The 15870-nt window shown below is 74.6% G+C and carries 12 protein-coding genes; 7 read left to right on the top strand and 5 right to left on the bottom strand.

The features are described 5' to 3' along the window. The first annotated feature begins 69 nt into the window (after positions 1–69). The 3 genes from ACSNOA_RS26865 (at position 70) to ACSNOA_RS26855 (ending at position 4721) form a co-directional block, all read left to right on the top strand. Positions 70–1107, top strand: coding sequence for a lactonase family protein (locus tag ACSNOA_RS26865; protein WP_436662575.1), 1038 nt, complete (start codon positions 70–72; stop codon positions 1105–1107). Positions 1108–1271: 164 nt separating this feature from the next. Further along, positions 1272–3029 (top strand): substrate-binding domain-containing protein, encoded by a 1758-nt coding sequence (locus ACSNOA_RS26860; protein WP_436662574.1) that lies wholly within the window; start codon positions 1272–1274, stop codon positions 3027–3029. A 207-nt stretch (positions 3030–3236) separates the two neighbouring features. Then, positions 3237–4721, top strand: a complete 1485-nt coding sequence (locus ACSNOA_RS26855; RefSeq protein WP_436662573.1) for a sugar transferase — start codon at positions 3237–3239, stop codon at positions 4719–4721. Between the two features lie 13 nt (positions 4722–4734). Here ACSNOA_RS26855 and ACSNOA_RS26850 read toward each other — a convergent pair whose 3' ends face one another. Beyond that, positions 4735–5865 carry a PP2C family protein-serine/threonine phosphatase gene (locus ACSNOA_RS26850; protein WP_436662572.1) on the bottom strand — a complete coding sequence of 377 codons (1131 nt, stop codon included), beginning with the start codon at positions 5863–5865 and terminating at the stop codon, positions 4735–4737. Positions 5866–5961: 96 nt separating this feature from the next. On the opposite strand from ACSNOA_RS26850, the gene ACSNOA_RS26845 reads away from it, so the two are divergent. Beyond that, the gene (locus tag ACSNOA_RS26845; RefSeq protein WP_436662571.1) at positions 5962–6495 is read left to right on the top strand and encodes a MarR family winged helix-turn-helix transcriptional regulator; all 534 of its coding nucleotides are present in this window, start codon (positions 5962–5964) and stop codon (positions 6493–6495) included. Between the two features lie 13 nt (positions 6496–6508). Here the strand turns inward: ACSNOA_RS26845 and ACSNOA_RS26840 are convergent, their stop codons facing one another. Further along, a complete protein-coding gene (locus tag ACSNOA_RS26840) occupies positions 6509–7744 on the bottom strand; it encodes an ROK family transcriptional regulator (protein WP_436662570.1) in 1236 nt (411 codons plus the stop codon). Between the two features lie 75 nt (positions 7745–7819). Here ACSNOA_RS26840 and xylA point away from each other — a divergent pair, with 75 nt between their 5' ends. The 3 genes from xylA to ACSNOA_RS26825 all read left to right on the top strand — a co-directional run bounded on the left by xylA (position 7820) and on the right by ACSNOA_RS26825 (position 11970). Then, positions 7820–9007, top strand: coding sequence for a xylose isomerase (gene xylA / locus ACSNOA_RS26835; protein ID WP_436662569.1), 1188 nt, complete (start codon positions 7820–7822; stop codon positions 9005–9007). 11 nt (positions 9008–9018) lie between these two features. Next, positions 9019–10458 carry a xylulokinase gene (gene xylB / locus ACSNOA_RS26830; RefSeq protein ID WP_436662568.1) on the top strand — a complete coding sequence of 480 codons (1440 nt, stop codon included), beginning with the start codon at positions 9019–9021 and terminating at the stop codon, positions 10456–10458. Between the two features lie 72 nt (positions 10459–10530). Next, positions 10531–11970 (top strand): MFS transporter, encoded by a 1440-nt coding sequence (locus ACSNOA_RS26825; RefSeq protein ID WP_436662567.1) that lies wholly within the window; start codon positions 10531–10533, stop codon positions 11968–11970. A gap of 52 nt (positions 11971–12022) precedes the next feature. Here the strand turns inward: ACSNOA_RS26825 and ACSNOA_RS26820 are convergent, their stop codons facing one another. The 3 genes from ACSNOA_RS26820 to ACSNOA_RS26810 all read right to left on the bottom strand — a co-directional run bounded on the left by ACSNOA_RS26820 (position 12023) and on the right by ACSNOA_RS26810 (position 15869). Further along, entirely contained in the window at positions 12023–13699 is a 1677-nt protein-coding gene (locus ACSNOA_RS26820; RefSeq protein ID WP_436663390.1) for a glycoside hydrolase family 13 protein, read from the bottom strand. A 68-nt stretch (positions 13700–13767) separates the two neighbouring features. Further along, positions 13768–14841: a LacI family DNA-binding transcriptional regulator gene (locus ACSNOA_RS26815; protein ID WP_436662566.1), complete on the bottom strand. Its 1074-nt coding sequence runs from the start codon at positions 14839–14841 to the stop codon at positions 13768–13770. A 62-nt stretch (positions 14842–14903) separates the two neighbouring features. Further along, complete coding sequence (locus tag ACSNOA_RS26810; protein WP_436662565.1) at positions 14904–15869, bottom strand: carbohydrate ABC transporter permease; 966 nt, start codon at positions 15867–15869, stop codon at positions 14904–14906. Between the last annotated feature and the right edge of the window lies 1 nt (position 15870).

Raw genomic sequence — 15870 nt, 5'->3', positions numbered from 1 at the left:
TCCGGTTGCCGTGCCGCCGCCGGACGCCTCTGGTTGGATCGGACCAGGACGTCGGCGGAAGGCGGAACGGTGAGCGGTCGCGGCGAGGTCGTCCACATCGGGTGCTACACGGCGGAGAGCGGCGGGCGGGGCACCGGCATCGTGGCGGCCCGACGGGACGCGGCCACCGGCGCGTTGACGCCGCTGGGCGTCGTGGCGTCCACCGCCTCGCCGTCCTTCCTGGCCCGGCACCCGAGGCTGCCCGTCCTGTACGCGGTCAACGAACTGCCCGCGGGCGAGGTCAGCGCGTTCCGGGTCGGCGGCGACGGCGAGCTGACGCCGCTGGCCACCCGTCCCACCGGGGGCGCGGAACCCTGCCACCTGGCCGTGGTGCCCGGTGGGAGCCACCTCCTGGCCGCCAACTACGGCGGCGGCAGCGTGTCCGTCTTCCCGCTCGACGAGCAGGGCGTGCCCGGCGAGCGCAGCGATCTGGTGGTGCACGAGGGGCGCGGGCCCGACCCGGAGCGCCAGGAGCGCGCGCACGCCCACATGGTCTCCCCGGCCCCGGCCGGCGGCCCGCTGCTCGCGGTCGACCTCGGCACGGACTCGGTCTACCGGTACGACCTGGACGCGGCCACCGGGCGGCTGGTGCCCCGGGCCCCGCGGGTCCACACGACGGCCGGCGCCGGCCCCCGCCACCTGGCCCGGCACCCGGACGGGCGGCGCCTCTACCTGGTGGGCGAGCTGGACGCGACGGTCACCGGCTACGAGCTGACCGCCGACGGTTCGCTGCACCGGCGCAGCCGGGTCGACGCGAGCGGCCGGCCGGGGCACGTGCAACCGTCGGAGGTGGCGGTGGGACCCGGCGGCCGTTTCCTCTACGTGGCGAACCGGGGCGTCGGCACCCTGGCGGTCTTCGACCTGCGGGACGAGCGACCGGCCCTGGTGGCCGAGGTGGAGACCGACGGCGAGTGGCCGCGCCACTTCGCGCTCGTCGGAGAGCACCTGTACGTCGCCGACGAGCGGGCCGACATGATCCGGGTGTTCCGGGTGGACCCCGACAGCGGGGTGCCCGAGGCGGTCGGCGAACCGGTGCCGGTGCCCAGCCCCACCTGCGTGCTCCCCTGAGCCGGCGCGCCGCCGCCCGCCGCCCGGTGCGGACGGTCGCTTCACGACACCGCGAGGCCGCAACGTCACTCTGTGTCGTCATCCGACGAGAAACTGTTTCTGCTCTGTAACTTTCGTCCGAACGGTTGTGGCAGTCGGCTGGTGCGGTACGCAAGATGGTCACCGTGTCTGCAGGCCGCCATCGCATGCGTTCGAAAATCCGTGGAGCCGCCGCCGCCCTCTCCGTGGTGGCGCTCGTCGTCGTCGCGGCGGGCAGCTGGTACGGTTACCGAGAGTTAGTACAACCCTCCTGTTCCGGTAAGACCGAGCTGTCGGTGGCGGTGGCCTCGGAACTCGCTCCCGCGGTCGACGCCGCCGCCTCCCAGTGGGTCGAGGACGGCGCGGCCGTCGGCGGCACCTGCATCGCCGTCAACGTCACGGCCGCCGACCCGGTCGACGTGGCCGCCGTGGTGGCCGCCAAGCACGGCGCCGTCCTCGCGGGCGTGGGTCAGGCCAGCGGCACGGCGGTAGCGCCCGACGTCTGGATCCCGGACTCCTCCACCTGGCTGCTGCGGCTCAAGAAGAACGCCACGGCGTTCGCGCCGACCAACGGCGCCTCCATCGCGCGCAGCCCGGTGGTCGTCGCGATGCCCGAGCCGATCGCCACCCGGATCGGCTGGCCGAAGGCGAAGCTGGGCTGGTCCGACCTGCTCAAGCAGGTGAACAGCAACAAGCCACTGCGTACCGGCATCGTGGAGCCCACCCGCGACGCGGCGGGCCTCTCCGGCCTGCTGTCGCTCACCGCGGCGGCCAGTGCGTCCGGGGGCGACGCCCAGCGCAGCACGGTGGGCGCGCTGCGCGCCCTGGCCACCGGGCGGTCCGCGCTGCGCAACGACCTGCTGGCCCGGTTCCCGACGGCCAGCGACCCGACGGCCATCGCGAGCGGGCTCGGCGCCGCGGCGCTGTCCGAAGAGGACGTCATCGCGTACAACAGCAAGAAGCCGCCGGTCCCGCTCGCGGCGCTGTACCTGGAGCCGGCGCCCGCGCCGCTGGACTACCCGTTCGCGGTGCTGCCGGGCATCGAGCCGGCCAAGGCCTCGGCCGCGCGCGTGCTCTACGAGGTGCTCACCACCCCCGGCTTCCGGGACCGGCTCGCCGCCCAGGCGCTGCGGGCGCCGGACGGCAACTGGGGTGACGGGTTCAAGGCGCCGCAGGGCGCGCCGAGCCCCGCGGGCGAGCCGTCGGCCGCGCCCGCCGGCGGCGGGACGGCCGCGGGCGGTCTCGACGCCGACTCGATCGACCGGGTCGTCTCCAGTTGGTCCATCGCCACCCAGTCCGGCCGGATGCTCTGCGTCATCGACGTGTCCGGCTCGATGAAGGAGCAGGTGCCGAGCGCCAACAACCGCAGCCGCGAGGAGGTCACGGTCGAGGCGGCGCGGCGGGGTCTCAGTCTCTTCGACGACTCGTGGTCGATCGGCCTGTGGACGTTCTCCACCGAGCTGGTCGGGGCCCGGGACTACAAGGCACTGGTCGACATCGGCCCGCTGTCCAGCACCCGGGGCAAGCTGGAGTCGGCGCTGAGCACGATCCGCCCGTCCGACGGTGACACCGGCCTCTACGACACGATGCTCGCCGCGTACAAGGCGGTCCAGGAGGACTGGCAGGCCGGCCGGGTGAACTCGGTGGTGCTCTTCACCGACGGCAAGAACGACGACAAGAACGGCATCTCGCAGCAGAAGCTGCTGTCCGACCTCAAGCGGCTCTCGGACCCGGACCGGCCGGTGCAGGTGATCATCATCGGCATCGGCGAGGGGGTCAGCGAGGCGGAGCTGCAGTCCATCACCACGGTGACCGGCGGCGGAAGCTTCGTCACCAAGGATCCGACCGAGATCGGCAGCATCTTCCTCAAGGCCATCGCGCTGCGCCCGCCGGCGCCGCGCTGATCGAGCCGTCAGTCGAAGCGGGCCCGCCCCGCCGGTGGAGACCGGTGCGGCGGGCCCGTTTTCCCGTGGCCGGAAAACTGACGGCAATACGTCGGAAGCAATCGGTGACGATAGTTGTGGGGGAGGATGTCGACGTGCTCCGGCATCGTCGGTCCCCTGCGGTTCGACCATCGGCCGGGGCCGTCCCGAGCGAAGTGGGAGGGACTCGTGACCTCGGCGACGCTGTCGACCCCCACCCGGACACCGCCGAGGCCGGCCGAGACCCCCGCCGGGGTCGTGGCCCGCACCGACGAGCGGGCCTACGTCCGGGGCCTCGTGGTGCTGGACGCCGCCGTGCTGTGCGTGGCGCTGCTGACGAGCTACCTGGCCCGCTTCGGCGAGACGACCCCCGGCGGCTCGAAGATCTCGTACGTGCTGGTGGCCCCCGGCCTGGTGCTGGCCTGGCTGCTCACGCTCAAGGCGCTGCGGTGCTACGACGACCGGGTCGTGGGCTACGGGGCCGACGAGTACCGCCGGGTGAGCATGTCGGGCCTGCGCCTGGCCGCCGGGATCGCCATCGCCGACTACGTCATTGAGGTGGGGGTCTCCCGCAGCTTCCTGGGCATCTTCTTCGCCGTCGGCACGCTCGGTCTCGAGGTGGCCCGGTTCGCCGTCCGGAAGCAGCTGCACCGGGCCCGGTCCCGGGGCACCGGCTGGTCGCGCAAGGTGCTGGTGGTCGGCGACACCGCCCACGTGCTGGAGCTGGTGCAGACCCTGCGCCGCGAGCCGTACGCCGGCTACCACGTGGTGGGCGCGTGCATCCCGGACGCGCTGCTCGCCCCCGTGGCGCAGCGGCTGAACGACGTGCCGGTGGTCGGCTCGTTCCGGGACATCCCCGAGGCGGCCTCCGCGATCGGCGCGGACACCGTGGCCGTCACCGCGTCCGGTGAGCTGACCGCCGCCCGGCTGCGCCGGCTCGGTTGGCTGCTCGAGGGGACCGGGATCGACCTCGTGCTCGCGCCGGCGCTCACCGACGTGGCCGGCCCGCGGATCCACACCCGCCCGGTCGCCGGCCTGCCGCTGATCCACGTCGAGGCGCCCGAGTTCCGGGGGGTCCGCAAGCTCGTGAAGGGGTTCGTCGACCGGTCCGTCGCGGTGGTCGTCCTCACGCTGCTGCTGCCGCTGGTCGTGGTGCTCGCGCTGGCCGTCCGGCTCGACAGCCGCGGCCCGGTGTTCTTCCGGCAGACCCGGGTCGGTCGCGGTGGCCGGGAGTTCGGGGTGTGGAAGTTCCGCACCATGGTCGTCAACGCGGACGCGCTGCTGGCGGAGCTGGCCGCCCAGAACGAGACCGACGGCCTGCTGTTCAAGATGCGCGACGACCCGCGGGTCACCCGGGTCGGGCGGCTGCTGCGCAGGTGGTCGCTGGACGAGCTGCCACAACTGTTCAACGTCCTGCTCGGCCAGATGAGCCTCGTCGGCCCGCGCCCGCCGCTGCCCTCGGAGGTCGCCCGCTACGACGGCGACGTGGCCCGGCGGCTGCTCGTGAAGCCCGGCATGACGGGGCTCTGGCAGGTCAGCGGGCGGTCCGACCTCAGCTGGGAGGACGGCATCCGGCTCGACCTCTACTACGTGGAGAACTGGTCGCTCGCCGTCGACCTCTCCATCCTCTGGAAGACCTTCGGCGCGGTGCTCAAGGCGCGCGGCGCGTACTGACCGGCGACGCGGGTCAGGCCTGCGGGCCCGTCCAGTCCACGCAGACCACGACGGCGTCGTCGACCAGATCACCGGCCACGAAGGCGCGGAGGTCGCCGAGGAGCGACCGGACGGCGTCCAGCGGCTCCATCGGCCCGGTCCGCCGCAGGAACCGGTCCAGCGCGGTCTCGCCGTACCGGGTCTGCTGCCCGGCCGCCTCGATCACACCGTCGCTCACCACGAAGAGCCGCTCCCCGCGGTGCAGCGGGAACCGCTGCTCGTGGTAGTCGGTCGCCTCGAACATGCCGAGGGGGAACTGCGCCTCCAGCGGTTGCTCCGTGACCTCGCCGTTCCGGACCCGCACCAGGCGTGGCGAGCCCGCGTCCACGACGGTCATCTCGCCGGTGGCGAGGTCGAGGTCCATGAGCAGGGCGGAGAGGTGCTGGGCGCCCCGGTGCAGGTCGTAGATCGCCTGGTCGGCGAGGGCTGCCTGGTCGGCCAGGGCCAGCCCGGCGCGGCGGGCGTTGCGCAGCGCGCTCGTGCACAGCGCCGTGAGCATGGACGCCGCCACCCCCTCGCCCATCCCGTTGATGATCGCCAGCCAGAGCCGGTGCCCGTCGTCGGACCAGTCGAAGCTGTCGCCCCGCACCGCGTACGCGGGCTCCAACTGGCCGGCCAGACTGAAGGCGGGCCGGATCCGGCTGCGGCCGGGCAGCAGCTCCCACTGCATCTCCGCGGCGAGCGTGAGCCGCCGGCTGCGTCGGGCGGAACGGTAGACGTCGGTGCCGGCCGAGACGGCCGCCAGCTCGTGGGCGAGCGCCGTGGCGATCTCGGTCAGCTTGGCCAGGGCGCCCGGGTCCTCCGGCAGCGGGGCGGTCCGGAGGACGCCGCGGCGCTCTCCCCGCATGCTCACCGGGAAGTACCCGATCCCGTCGGCCACCACCGGCTCCTGGTGGTCGAAGCAGCGCCAGGCGGGGTGGCCCGGCGCGTCGACCGCCTCCCCTCCGCCCAGCGGCAGCAGCGTCGCCAGCCGGTAGTCGACCTGGAGCAGCTCGGTGTCGGTGGCGCCGTACGTCTCGGCCACCACGTCGGCGACCGCGGCGACGAGGCGTTCGGCGGGCGCCTCGATGAGGACCTCTCGTGCCCGGTTGACCGGTTCGTTCATCACCGCTCCTCGCTCGCCGGCCCGAGGCGCCCCGTCTGCGGGTACTCTCGGGCCACCATGGCCGAACTGCACGGTCCACCGGACCCCGAGACGAGTATGGCTGCCGCACTGGACGTGGCGGCGGGCTCCCTGTTGACCGTGTGGGAGGCGGCGCGGGAGCGGACGACCAGCCGGGTCTCCGGCGCCCAGCTGCGCGCGGTGATGGTGGTCGAGCAGCACGACGGAATCAACCTGCGCCGGCTCGCCAGCCGCCTCGACATGCTGCTCAGCTCCGCGAGCCGGCTCTGTGACCGGCTCGTGGCCGCCGGGATGCTGGAACGCGAGCCGGGGCGGCTCGACCGGCGGGAGATCGCGCTGCACCTCACGCCGGAGGCCCGCCGGCTCCTGGCGGAGCTGCGGGGCGACCGGCGGACCCAGCTCGCCCGGATCCTCTCCGGGATGACGCCGGAGGGGCGGGAGGCGCTGCTGCGCGGGATGCGCGAGTTCGATGAGACCGCCCACCGCCAGGAGGCCGAGTCGGCCCCGGTCGAGCCGGTGCCGGTCCGCCCGGACGGGCTCGGGGACGGCGGTTCGCTTCCCGCCCCGCGGGAGTGGCCGGCCGGCGATCCCCCGGTGGCACGTACCGCCTGATCCGGCGCGGCCCTCAGCCGCGTGCCAGCCAGCCGGCCGGGCGGGTGACGATCCGCCGGACCACCGAGCCCGCCGCGCCGACGGCGGCGGCGTCCGCGCCGAGCACCGCGGGCCGTACGGTGACCGGCGACCAGGCCGCGGTGAGCACCCGGCGGGAGATCTCGGCGAGCACGGGCGGTCGCAGCCAGGGGGTGAGTGGCGCGTAGCCGCCGCCCAGCACCACGGTGTCCAGGTCGAGCAGATTGACCACGCCGGCGATGGCCACGCCGAGCGCGGTGCCGGCCTCGTGCAGCGCGCCGAGCACGTCGGCGGCGCCGGCCCGCGCCAGCTCGGCGAGCCGGGCCGCGGCGGTGTCGGCCGGCAGGTCGGCCCCGGCCAGGCCGGCGGTCGCGAGGATCGCCTCCTGCCCGGCGTACTGCTCGAGGCAGCCGCGGCCGCCGCAGCGGCAGGGGCGCCCCTCGGGGCGGACCGGCATGTGCCCGATCTCGCCGCTCCAACCGCGCGCGCCGCGGAAGAGGGCGCCGTCCAGCACGATGCCGGCGCCGATGCCCACCTCGCCGGAGATGTGCAGGAAGCTGGCCGTCACGTCGGCGCCCGCGTGGAGTTCGCCGAGCGCGGCGAGGTTGGCCTCGTTGTCGACCACGAGCGGGGGCACCCCGTCGACCGGCTCGGTCAGCGGTGGGTGCCCGGCGAGCAGCGCCGGCACGGGCACGTCCCGCCAGCCGAGGTTCGGCGCGAGCCGTACCGTCCCGGCGTCGTCGACGAGACCGGGCACGGCGAGCGCCGCGCCGGCCAGGGTGAGGCCCTGCGCCGCGGCGTCGGCGCGGGCGCGTCCGGCCAGGTCGACGAGGCGGGCGAGCGCGTCGGCGGGGGAGTGCGGCCGCAGGTCGGCCCGGTGCACGCCGTGATGGCGTACGCGCCCGGCGAGGTCCACCACGCAGGCGGCCAGGTAGTCCACGTTGATCTCCAGGCCCAGCCCGGCCGGTCCGTCCCCGGCCAGCACCAGCCCGCGCGCGGGGCGGCCGGCGCCGGAGCGTGGCGCCGGGTCGGCCTCGGCGACCAGCCGGCCCGTGATCAGGTCCTCGACGACCGCCGAGACGGTGGCCCGGGTGAGGCCGGTCTCGGCGGCCAGCTCGGCCCGGGAGGGCGGGCGGTCCGCGGCGGCGATCCGGCCGAGCACCACGGCGAGGTTCAGCTCGCGCAGGCTGCCCTGGCGGACCGCGCCGACGGCTGCGGGGGTAGGCGTCACCCCTTGACACTGCCACAGGCCAGCCAAATAATTCAATCGCTGAACAAATAGTGGACCCCACCCCCGGAGGCTGCCATGGCACCCCGTCCCACCCCCGCCGACAAGTTCTCCTTCGGGCTCTGGACCGTGGGCTGGCAGGCCCGGGACCCGTTCGGTGACGCCACCCGCCCCCCGCTGGACGCCGTCGAGGCGGTGCACCGGCTCGCCGAGCTGGGCGCGTACGGCATCACGTTCCACGACGACGACCTCGTGCCGTTCGGCGCCGACGCCGCCACCCGCGACCAGCACATCGCCCGGTTCCGCAAGGCGCTCGACGAGACCGGCCTCGTGGTCCCCATGGTCACCACCAACCTGTTCAACCACCCGGTCTTCAAGGACGGCGGCTTCACGAGCAACGACCGCGAGGTCCGGCGGTACGCGCTGCGCAAGGTGCTGCGCAACGTCGACCTGGCCGCCGAGCTGGGCGCCCGCACCTTCGTGATGTGGGGTGGCCGGGAGGGCTCGGAGTACGACGTGGCCAAGGACGTGCGGGCCGCGCTCGAGCGCTACCGCGAGGCCGTCGACCTGCTGACCCAGTACGTCATCGACCGCGGCTACGACCTGCGCTTCGCGCTCGAGCCCAAGCCGAACGAGCCGCGCGGCGACATCCTGCTGCCGACCGTCGGGCACGCGCTCGCGTTCATCTCCACGCTCGCCCACCCCGAGCTGGTGGGCCTCAACCCGGAGGTCGGCCACGAGCAGATGGCGGGGCTGAACTACGCCCACGGCATCGCCCAGGCGCTCTGGCAGGGCAAGCTGTTCCACCTCGACCTCAACGGCCAGCGCGGCGTCAAGTACGACCAGGACCTCGTCTTCGGCCACGGTGACCTGATGAACGCGTTCGCCCTGGTCGACCTGCTGGAGAACGGCGGCCCGGGTGGCGGGCCGGCCTACGACGGCCCCCGACACTTCGACTACAAGCCCTCCCGCACCGAGGACATGACCGGGGTGTGGGCGTCCGCCGAGGCGAACATGCGCACCTACCTGCTGCTCAAGGAGCGGGCCGCGGCCTTCCGGGCCGACCCGGAGGTGGCCGAGGCGCTCGCCGCCAGCAAGGTGGCCGAGCTGGCCGCTCCGACGCTCGGCGACGGGGAGGGCTACGCCGAGCTGCTCGCCGACCGGTCCGCCTTCGAGGAGTTCGACGTGGACGCCGTCGCGGCCCGCGGCTTCGGTTTCGTGCGGCTCAACCAGCTCGCCGTCGAGCACCTGCTCGGCGCGCGCTGAGGCGGCCCGCCATGCCGCTCGTCGCGGGGGTGGACTCGTCCACCCAGTCCTGCAAGGTGGTCGTCCGGGACGCGGAGACCGGGACCCTGGTGCGCCAGGGTCGGGCGCCGCACCCGGACGGCACCGAGGTCGACCCGGCCGCCTGGTGGTCGGCGCTGCGGGCGGCGGTCGACGCCGCCGGCGGGTTGGCCGACGTGGCGGCCGTGTCGGTGGGCGGCCAGCAGCACGGCATGGTCGCCCTGGACGCGGCCGGCACCGTGGTCCGGCCCGCGCTGCTGTGGAACGACACCCGCTCGGCCGACGCCGCCGCCGATCTCGTCGACGAGGCCGGCGGCGGCGAGGCGGGGCGTCGGTTCTGGGCGGACGCGGTGGGCAGCGTGCCGGTGGCCAGCTTCACCGCCACAAAGCTGCGCTGGCTCGCCCGGCACGAGCCGGAGCACGCCGCCCGGGTGGCCGCGGTCTGCCTGCCGCACGACTGGCTCACCTGGCGGCTGGCGGGGGCGCCCGACCTGGGCGCGCTGCGCACCGACCGCGGCGACGCGAGCGGCACCGGCTACTGGTCGCCGGCCACCGGGGAGTACCGGTTCGACCTGCTCGAGCGGGCCTTCGGCCGTCGCCTCGCGGTGCCCGCGGTGCTCGGCCCCGCCGAGGTGGCGGGCGAGCTGCACGCGGCGGCGCTGGGCACCGGCACCGGCGTGCTGCTCGGCCCCGGCACCGGCGACAACGCGGCCGCGGCGCTCGGCGTCGGAGCCGGGCCGGGCGACGTAGTGGTGTCTATCGGCACGTCCGGCACGGTGTTCAGCGTCGCCGAGGGGCCCTCGGCCGACGCCAGCGGCATCGTCGCCGGCTTCGCGGACGCCACCGGCCGGTTCCTGCCGCTGGTGTGCACGCTCAACGCCGCCCGGGTGCTGGACGCCGCCGCCTCGATGCTCCGGGTCGGCCTCGACGACCTGGCCGATCTCGCGCTCTCCGCGCCGGCCGGCGCCGACGGGCTGGTCATGGTGCCGTATCTGGAGGGGGAGCGCACGCCGAACCGGCCCGCCGCCACCGGCGCGGTGCACGGGCTGACCCTGCGCACCTCGACCCCGGCGCACCTGGCCCGCGCGGCCGTGGAGGGCCTGCTCGCCGCGCTCGCCGACGGGCTGGACGCCCTCGTCGCCCAGGGCGCCGAGATCCGCCGGGTGATCCTGGTCGGCGGCGGCGCCCGGTCGGCCGCGGTGCGCCGGATCGCGCCGCAGGTCTTCGGCTGCCCGGTGGTCGTACCGCCGCCCGGTGAGTACGTCGCCGACGGCGCCGCCCGGCAGGCCGCGTGGGTGGCCCTCGGCGGCGACGCGCCGCCGGTGTGGCGGCTCGACGGCACCGAGGAGTACGCGGCCGAGCCGGTCCCCGCGATCCGCGAACGGTACGCCGCCGCCCGGGAACGCCACCTCGACCGGATCGACGCGAGCTAGCGGCACGAGCCGGGTGGCGGTGGCCGGCGAGCCGTCACCCGCTCGTGACCTTGGACTGCTTGGCTTCCGCTCATGACCTCAAGCCGGGGTGGGATGGCGCGGGCCTGGGGCGGCACGGCGGTGCACCGCGGCTACAGCGTGGTCGTCTTCGTGCTGCTCGCCTCGCTGGACAACGTGGCGATCGGGCTGGTCCCGCCGCTGTACGGTCCGATCGCCGAGGCGTTCGCCGTCCCGCGGGGCCTGCTCGGTCTCGTCACGGCCGTGAGCTTCGTGGTGAGCGCGGCGGCCGCGGTCGCCTGGGCGTACGTCGGCGACCGGGCCGACCGCAAGCGGCTGCTCATGGTCGGCACGCTGATCTGGGCGGCCGGGACCGGCGGCAGCGCGGTCGCCGGGTCGTACGCCGTCTTCCTGGCCGCTCAGCTCGTCGCGGCGATCGGCCTCGGCGCCGTCGGGTCGGTCGGTTTCTCGGTCGTCACCGACCTGATCTCGCCCCGCCGCCGGGGACTGGTCATGAGCTTCTGGGGGCTGTCGCAGGGCGTCGGCACCCTGGCCGGGACGCTGGTCGCCGGCCTGCTCGGCAACACCGACTGGCGGCGGCCGTTCCTGCTGCTCGCCGTCGTCGGCCTGGCCGCCACGGTCGCGTACCTGTTCACGTACGACGTCCGGCGCGGGCAGAGTGAGCCGGAGCTGGCCGGCGCGCTGGCGGCCGGCGGCGACTACGACTACCGGATCAGCCGGTCGGACCTGCCCCGGATCCTGTCCCGGCGCACCAACGTGTGGCTCGTCCTCCAGGGGCTCACCGCGCAGGCCGCCTTCGGCTCGCTGGTCTGGCTGCCGGTGCTGTTCACCGAGCGCGCCGAGGCCCAGGGCTTCTCGGAACCGACAGCGGTGGCGGTGGGCAGCGTCTTCGCCACCCTGTTCCAGCTCGGCGGGGTGTTCTCCATCGTCGGCGGCCTGGTCGGCGACGCGGCGCAGCGGCGTACGCCGCGCGGGCGCGGGCTCGTCGCGGCGGTCGGCGTCCTCGCCGCGGTGCCGTTGTACCTGGTGCTCTTCTTCGTGCCGATGCGCATCGACGTGCCCGACGGGGCCGGCGCGGGCGGCGTGGTGGGAGCGGTGCTCGCCAGTGTGGTCACCGAGCCGACCGTCGGCCTCAGCCTGCTCACCGCGCTGCTGGCGCTCGCGCTCACCTCGGCCAACTCGCCGAACTGGTTCGCCCTGATCGCCGACGTCAACCCGCCCGAGCACCGGGGCACCGTCTACAGCCTCGGCAACCTCGTCAACGGGGTCGGCCGTGCGGCCGGCAACGGCCTCGCCGGGCTGGCGTTCCGGGCGCTCGCCACGGCGTTCCCGGCGCCGCTGAACGTCGCCGTCGGGCTTGCCGCGTTCCAGCTCTTCTTCGTGCCCACCGGCGTCATGTACTGGCTCGCGGCGCGCAGCTCGCCGGAGGACATCGCGGCCGTGGACGCGTTGCTGCACGACCGCGCCCAGGCGGCGCGCGCCGAGGCGGGCTGAGCCGGCCGGTCCCGGTGGGGTCTCCGGCCGGTGCCGGAGACCCCGACCCGCGTCAGGCGCGGAACCAGACCGTGGCGTCGGTGGGGACCGCGCCGTCGTCGGTCAGCGGCGCGCTGGCGTGCAGGACCTCGGCGCCGGCCGGCAGCGGCACGGGCGCCTCGCCGAAGTTGGTGAGGACGGTCAGCCCGCCGTTGTCGAAGGTCAGCACCGCGTCGCCGGACTCCCGCCAGGCCAGCGTGCCCCGGCCCAGGCCGTGCTCCCGGCGCAGCCGCAGCGCCGTCCGGTACATCTCGTACGTCGAGCCGGTCACGTCCCGCTGCCGGTCGAGGGCGTACTCGGCCCAGACGCCCGGCTGCGGCAGCCAGCTCGCGTCGGTCGGCCCGAAGCCGTACGACGGCGCGTCGGCCTCCCACGGAATCGGCACGCGGCAGCCGTCCCGGCCGCGCTGGGTGTGCCCGCTGCGGGTCCAGGTCGGGTCCTGCCGGGCCTCGTCGGGCATCGTGGTGTGCTCCGGCAGCCCCAACTCCTCACCCTGGTAGAGGTACGCCGAGCCGGGCAGGGCGAGCATGAGCAGGGTGGCCGCGCGGGCCCGCCGCAGGCCGAGCGCCGCGTCCGGCTGCGGGTCGCCGATGCCGATGCCGTTCGGGCGGGGCGTGCCGACCGGCAGCCCGAGCCGCGAGGCGTGCCGCACGACGTCGTGGTTGGACAGCACCCAGGTGGTGGGCGCGCCCACGGCGTCGGTGGCCTCCAGCGAGCGGGTGATCACCGCGTACTGGGCGGGCGCGGTCCAGGACGCGAGCAGGTACTCGAAGTTGAACGCCTGGTGCATCTCGTCGGGCCGCACGTAGCGGGCCAGCCGCTCGGCCGGCTCCACCCACGCCTCGGCCACGAGGACCCGCTCGCCGGGGTAGGAGTCGAGCACCCGGCGCCACTCGCGGTAGATGTCGTGCACGCCGTCCTGGTCCCACATGGGCGGGCGCGGCCGGTCCTCCGCCTCCCGGCCGGAGAGGATCTCCTGCGGCTCCTGCCAGTCGGCGAGGTCGGCCTGCTTGATGAGGCCGTGCGCCACGTCGACCCGGAAGCCGTCGACGCCCCGGTCCAGCCAGAACCGCAGGATGTCCAGGAACTCGGCGCGCACCTCGGGGTTGTCCCAGTTCAGGTCCGGCTGGCCGCCGTCGAACAGGTGCAGGTACCACTGGCCGGGCCGCCCGTCGGGGTCGACGACGCGGGTCCAGGCGGGGCCGCCGAAGACGCTCTGCCAGTCGTTCGGCGGCTCCGCGCCGTCGGGCCCCCGCCCGTCCCGGAAGATGTACCGGGCGCGCTCCGGGCTGCCGGGAGGGGCGGCGAGCGCCGCGGTGAACCAGGCGTGGGCGGACGAGGTGTGGTTGGGCACCAGGTCGACGATCACCCGGAGGCCGCGCGCGTGTGCCTCGGTGATGAGCTTGTCCGCGTCCGGCAGCCGCCCGAACAGCGGGTCGACGTCCCGGTAGTCGGCCACGTCGTATCCGGCGTCGGCCTGCGGCGACGGGTAGAAGGGCGAGAGCCACACCGCGTCGACGCCCAGTTCCACGAGGTGGTCGAGGCGGGCGGTGATGCCGGGCAGATCCCCGATCCCGTCCCCGTCGGCGTCGGCGAACGACCGCGGGTAGATCTGGTAGATGACCGCTTCGGTCCACCAGCCGGTGATCGGGTCGCCGGACGGGTGCTGTTGCGTCACGTTGGTGTTCAGGGCCTTCTCCCGTGTGTGTTCGTACGGTCGTGCGGCGGGCCACCCGGCGACGGTGGCGGGCGGTCCGTTCAGTGTGCCCGCGGTGGTGCGGTCGATTCCCGGACGACCAGCCGAGTGGGCAGGATCACCGGCGGGTCCGGCGTGTCGCGTCGACCCGGACGGGCCGTGCGGCCCGCCGGCCGGCCGCCCACGCGGTCCGGGGCGTGGCCGCCGAGCGGGTCGAGCAGGATCCGGGCGGCCAGGCGGCCCTGCTCGGCGGCCGGTTGTGCCACGGTGCTGAGACCGAGCACGCCGGCCAGGTCGTGGTCGTCGATGCCGATCACACTGACGTCCTGCGGCACCCGGAGGCCGGCGTCGCGCAGCGCGGCCATGGCGCCCATCGCCATCTCGTCGCAGGCCGCCACGATGGCGGTCGGCGGCTCGCCCCGCGCCAGCAACTCGGCGGTGGCCCGCGTGCCGCCGTCCATCGTGAACTGGGACTCCACGTCCAGGCTCGGGTCGGGGCGCAGCCCGGCGACCCGCAGGGCCGCCTGGTAGCCGCGTCGCCGGTCCACATGGGTGGTGAAGGCCAGTTCGTCGTCGGGATCGCCGGAGATGTGCGCGATCCGGCGGTGACCCAGGTCGAGCAGGTGCCGGGTGGCCAGCCGCGCGGCGGCCACGTCGTCGATCCGGACGCACGGCCAGCCCGGCACGGGGGTGCCCGAGCTGATCGTCACTCCCGGCACCTCCAGCGCGGTGAGCGCGGTCAGGTCGGCGGCGCGCAGCGGGGTGGCCACCAGCATGATGCCGTCCACCCGCTTGTGCAGGTTGGCCGTACGCAGCACTCGCTGCCGGATCTGCTCCCGGCCGCCGAGGTTGTAGAGCAGCAGGTCGTAGCCGCACTCGTGGAGGAACTCCTCGACGGCCTCGACGACCGTCCCGAAGAACCACCGCGTGATCCGCGGGACCACGACGGCCACCGTGCCGGTCCGGCCGCCGGCCAGCCGTGACGCGCTCGGCGAGACGGCGTACTCGAGCTGCTCGGCCGCCGCGAGCACCCGGTGGCGCGTCGCGGGCGACACCGTGGGGAGGCCGCGCAGCGCCCGGGAGACGGTGGCCGTGGAGACCCCCGCCAGCCGGGCGACATCATCAATCGTCGTCACGGTTCCCCCCGGTCCGCGTCCGCGCCCGCCGCCGCCGGAGTGCCGGCGGCGGCGGATGCGGCTCAGCCCTTGACGCTGCCCGCGAGCAGGCCCCGGACGAAGTAGCGCTGCAGGGACAGGAACACGATGAGCGGTACGACGATCGAGACGAACGCGCCCGCCGTGAGCCGTTGCCACTCGTTGCCCCGCGTGCCGGCCATCTCGGCGAGCCGGACGGTGAGCGGTGCGGTCTCGTCCTGGCCCCCCGCGAAGATCAGCGCGACGAGCAGGTCGTTCCAGACCCAGAGGAACTGGAAGATGCCGAACGCGGCCAGCGCCGGGGTGATGAGCGGCAGCACGACCGTGCGGAAGATCCTCGGGTGGCTGGCCCCGTCGACCCGGGCCGCCTCCATGAGGTCGCCGGGCAGCTGCGAGATGAAGTTGTGCAGCAGGAACACCGCCAGCGGCAGCGCGAAGCAGGTGTGCGCGAACCACACCTGGGCGAACTTCTGCTCGTCCACCAGGTCCCAGCCCGGCATGAGGGTGACGCCGGCGACGGTGACGCCCGTGGAGAAGAACTTCAGCAGCGGCACGAGGGCCATCTGCAGCGGCACGATCTGCAACGCGAAGATCGCGATGTAGATCCAGTCCCGCCCCCGGAAGTTGATCCAGGCCAGCGCGTACGCGGCCAGCGCCGCGAAGGCGAGCGGGAAGAGCACCGACGGGATGGTGATCGCCAGCGAGTTGATGAAGTACGTGGCGAGCTGCCCGGACGAGGCGGACCGGCCGAACAGCACCTCCTGGTAGTTCTCCAGCGTGAACTGCGGGTTGGTGAACGCGGTCCACCAGCCGGTGGTCTTGATCGCGTCCTCGGGCCGGAGCGAGGAGATGAACAGGCCGAAGGTCGGGATGGTCCAGACCACCGCGATGACGATCGAGACGAGCGTCGCCGTGCGGCTGTTCAACCGCTTGCGGACCCGGCCGGCGACGGTCCTCGGGGCGTCGGTGTCCTGGGTGCCCACGGCGATCGGGGGCGTGGTCGTGGTCATC

The organism is Micromonospora sp. URMC 103 (assembly GCF_051386435.1).
Taxonomy (GTDB): Bacteria; Actinomycetota; Actinomycetes; order Mycobacteriales; family Micromonosporaceae; genus Micromonospora.
Note: the sequence above shows the minus strand (reverse complement) of the source record. Positions and strands in the feature narration are given on the sequence as shown.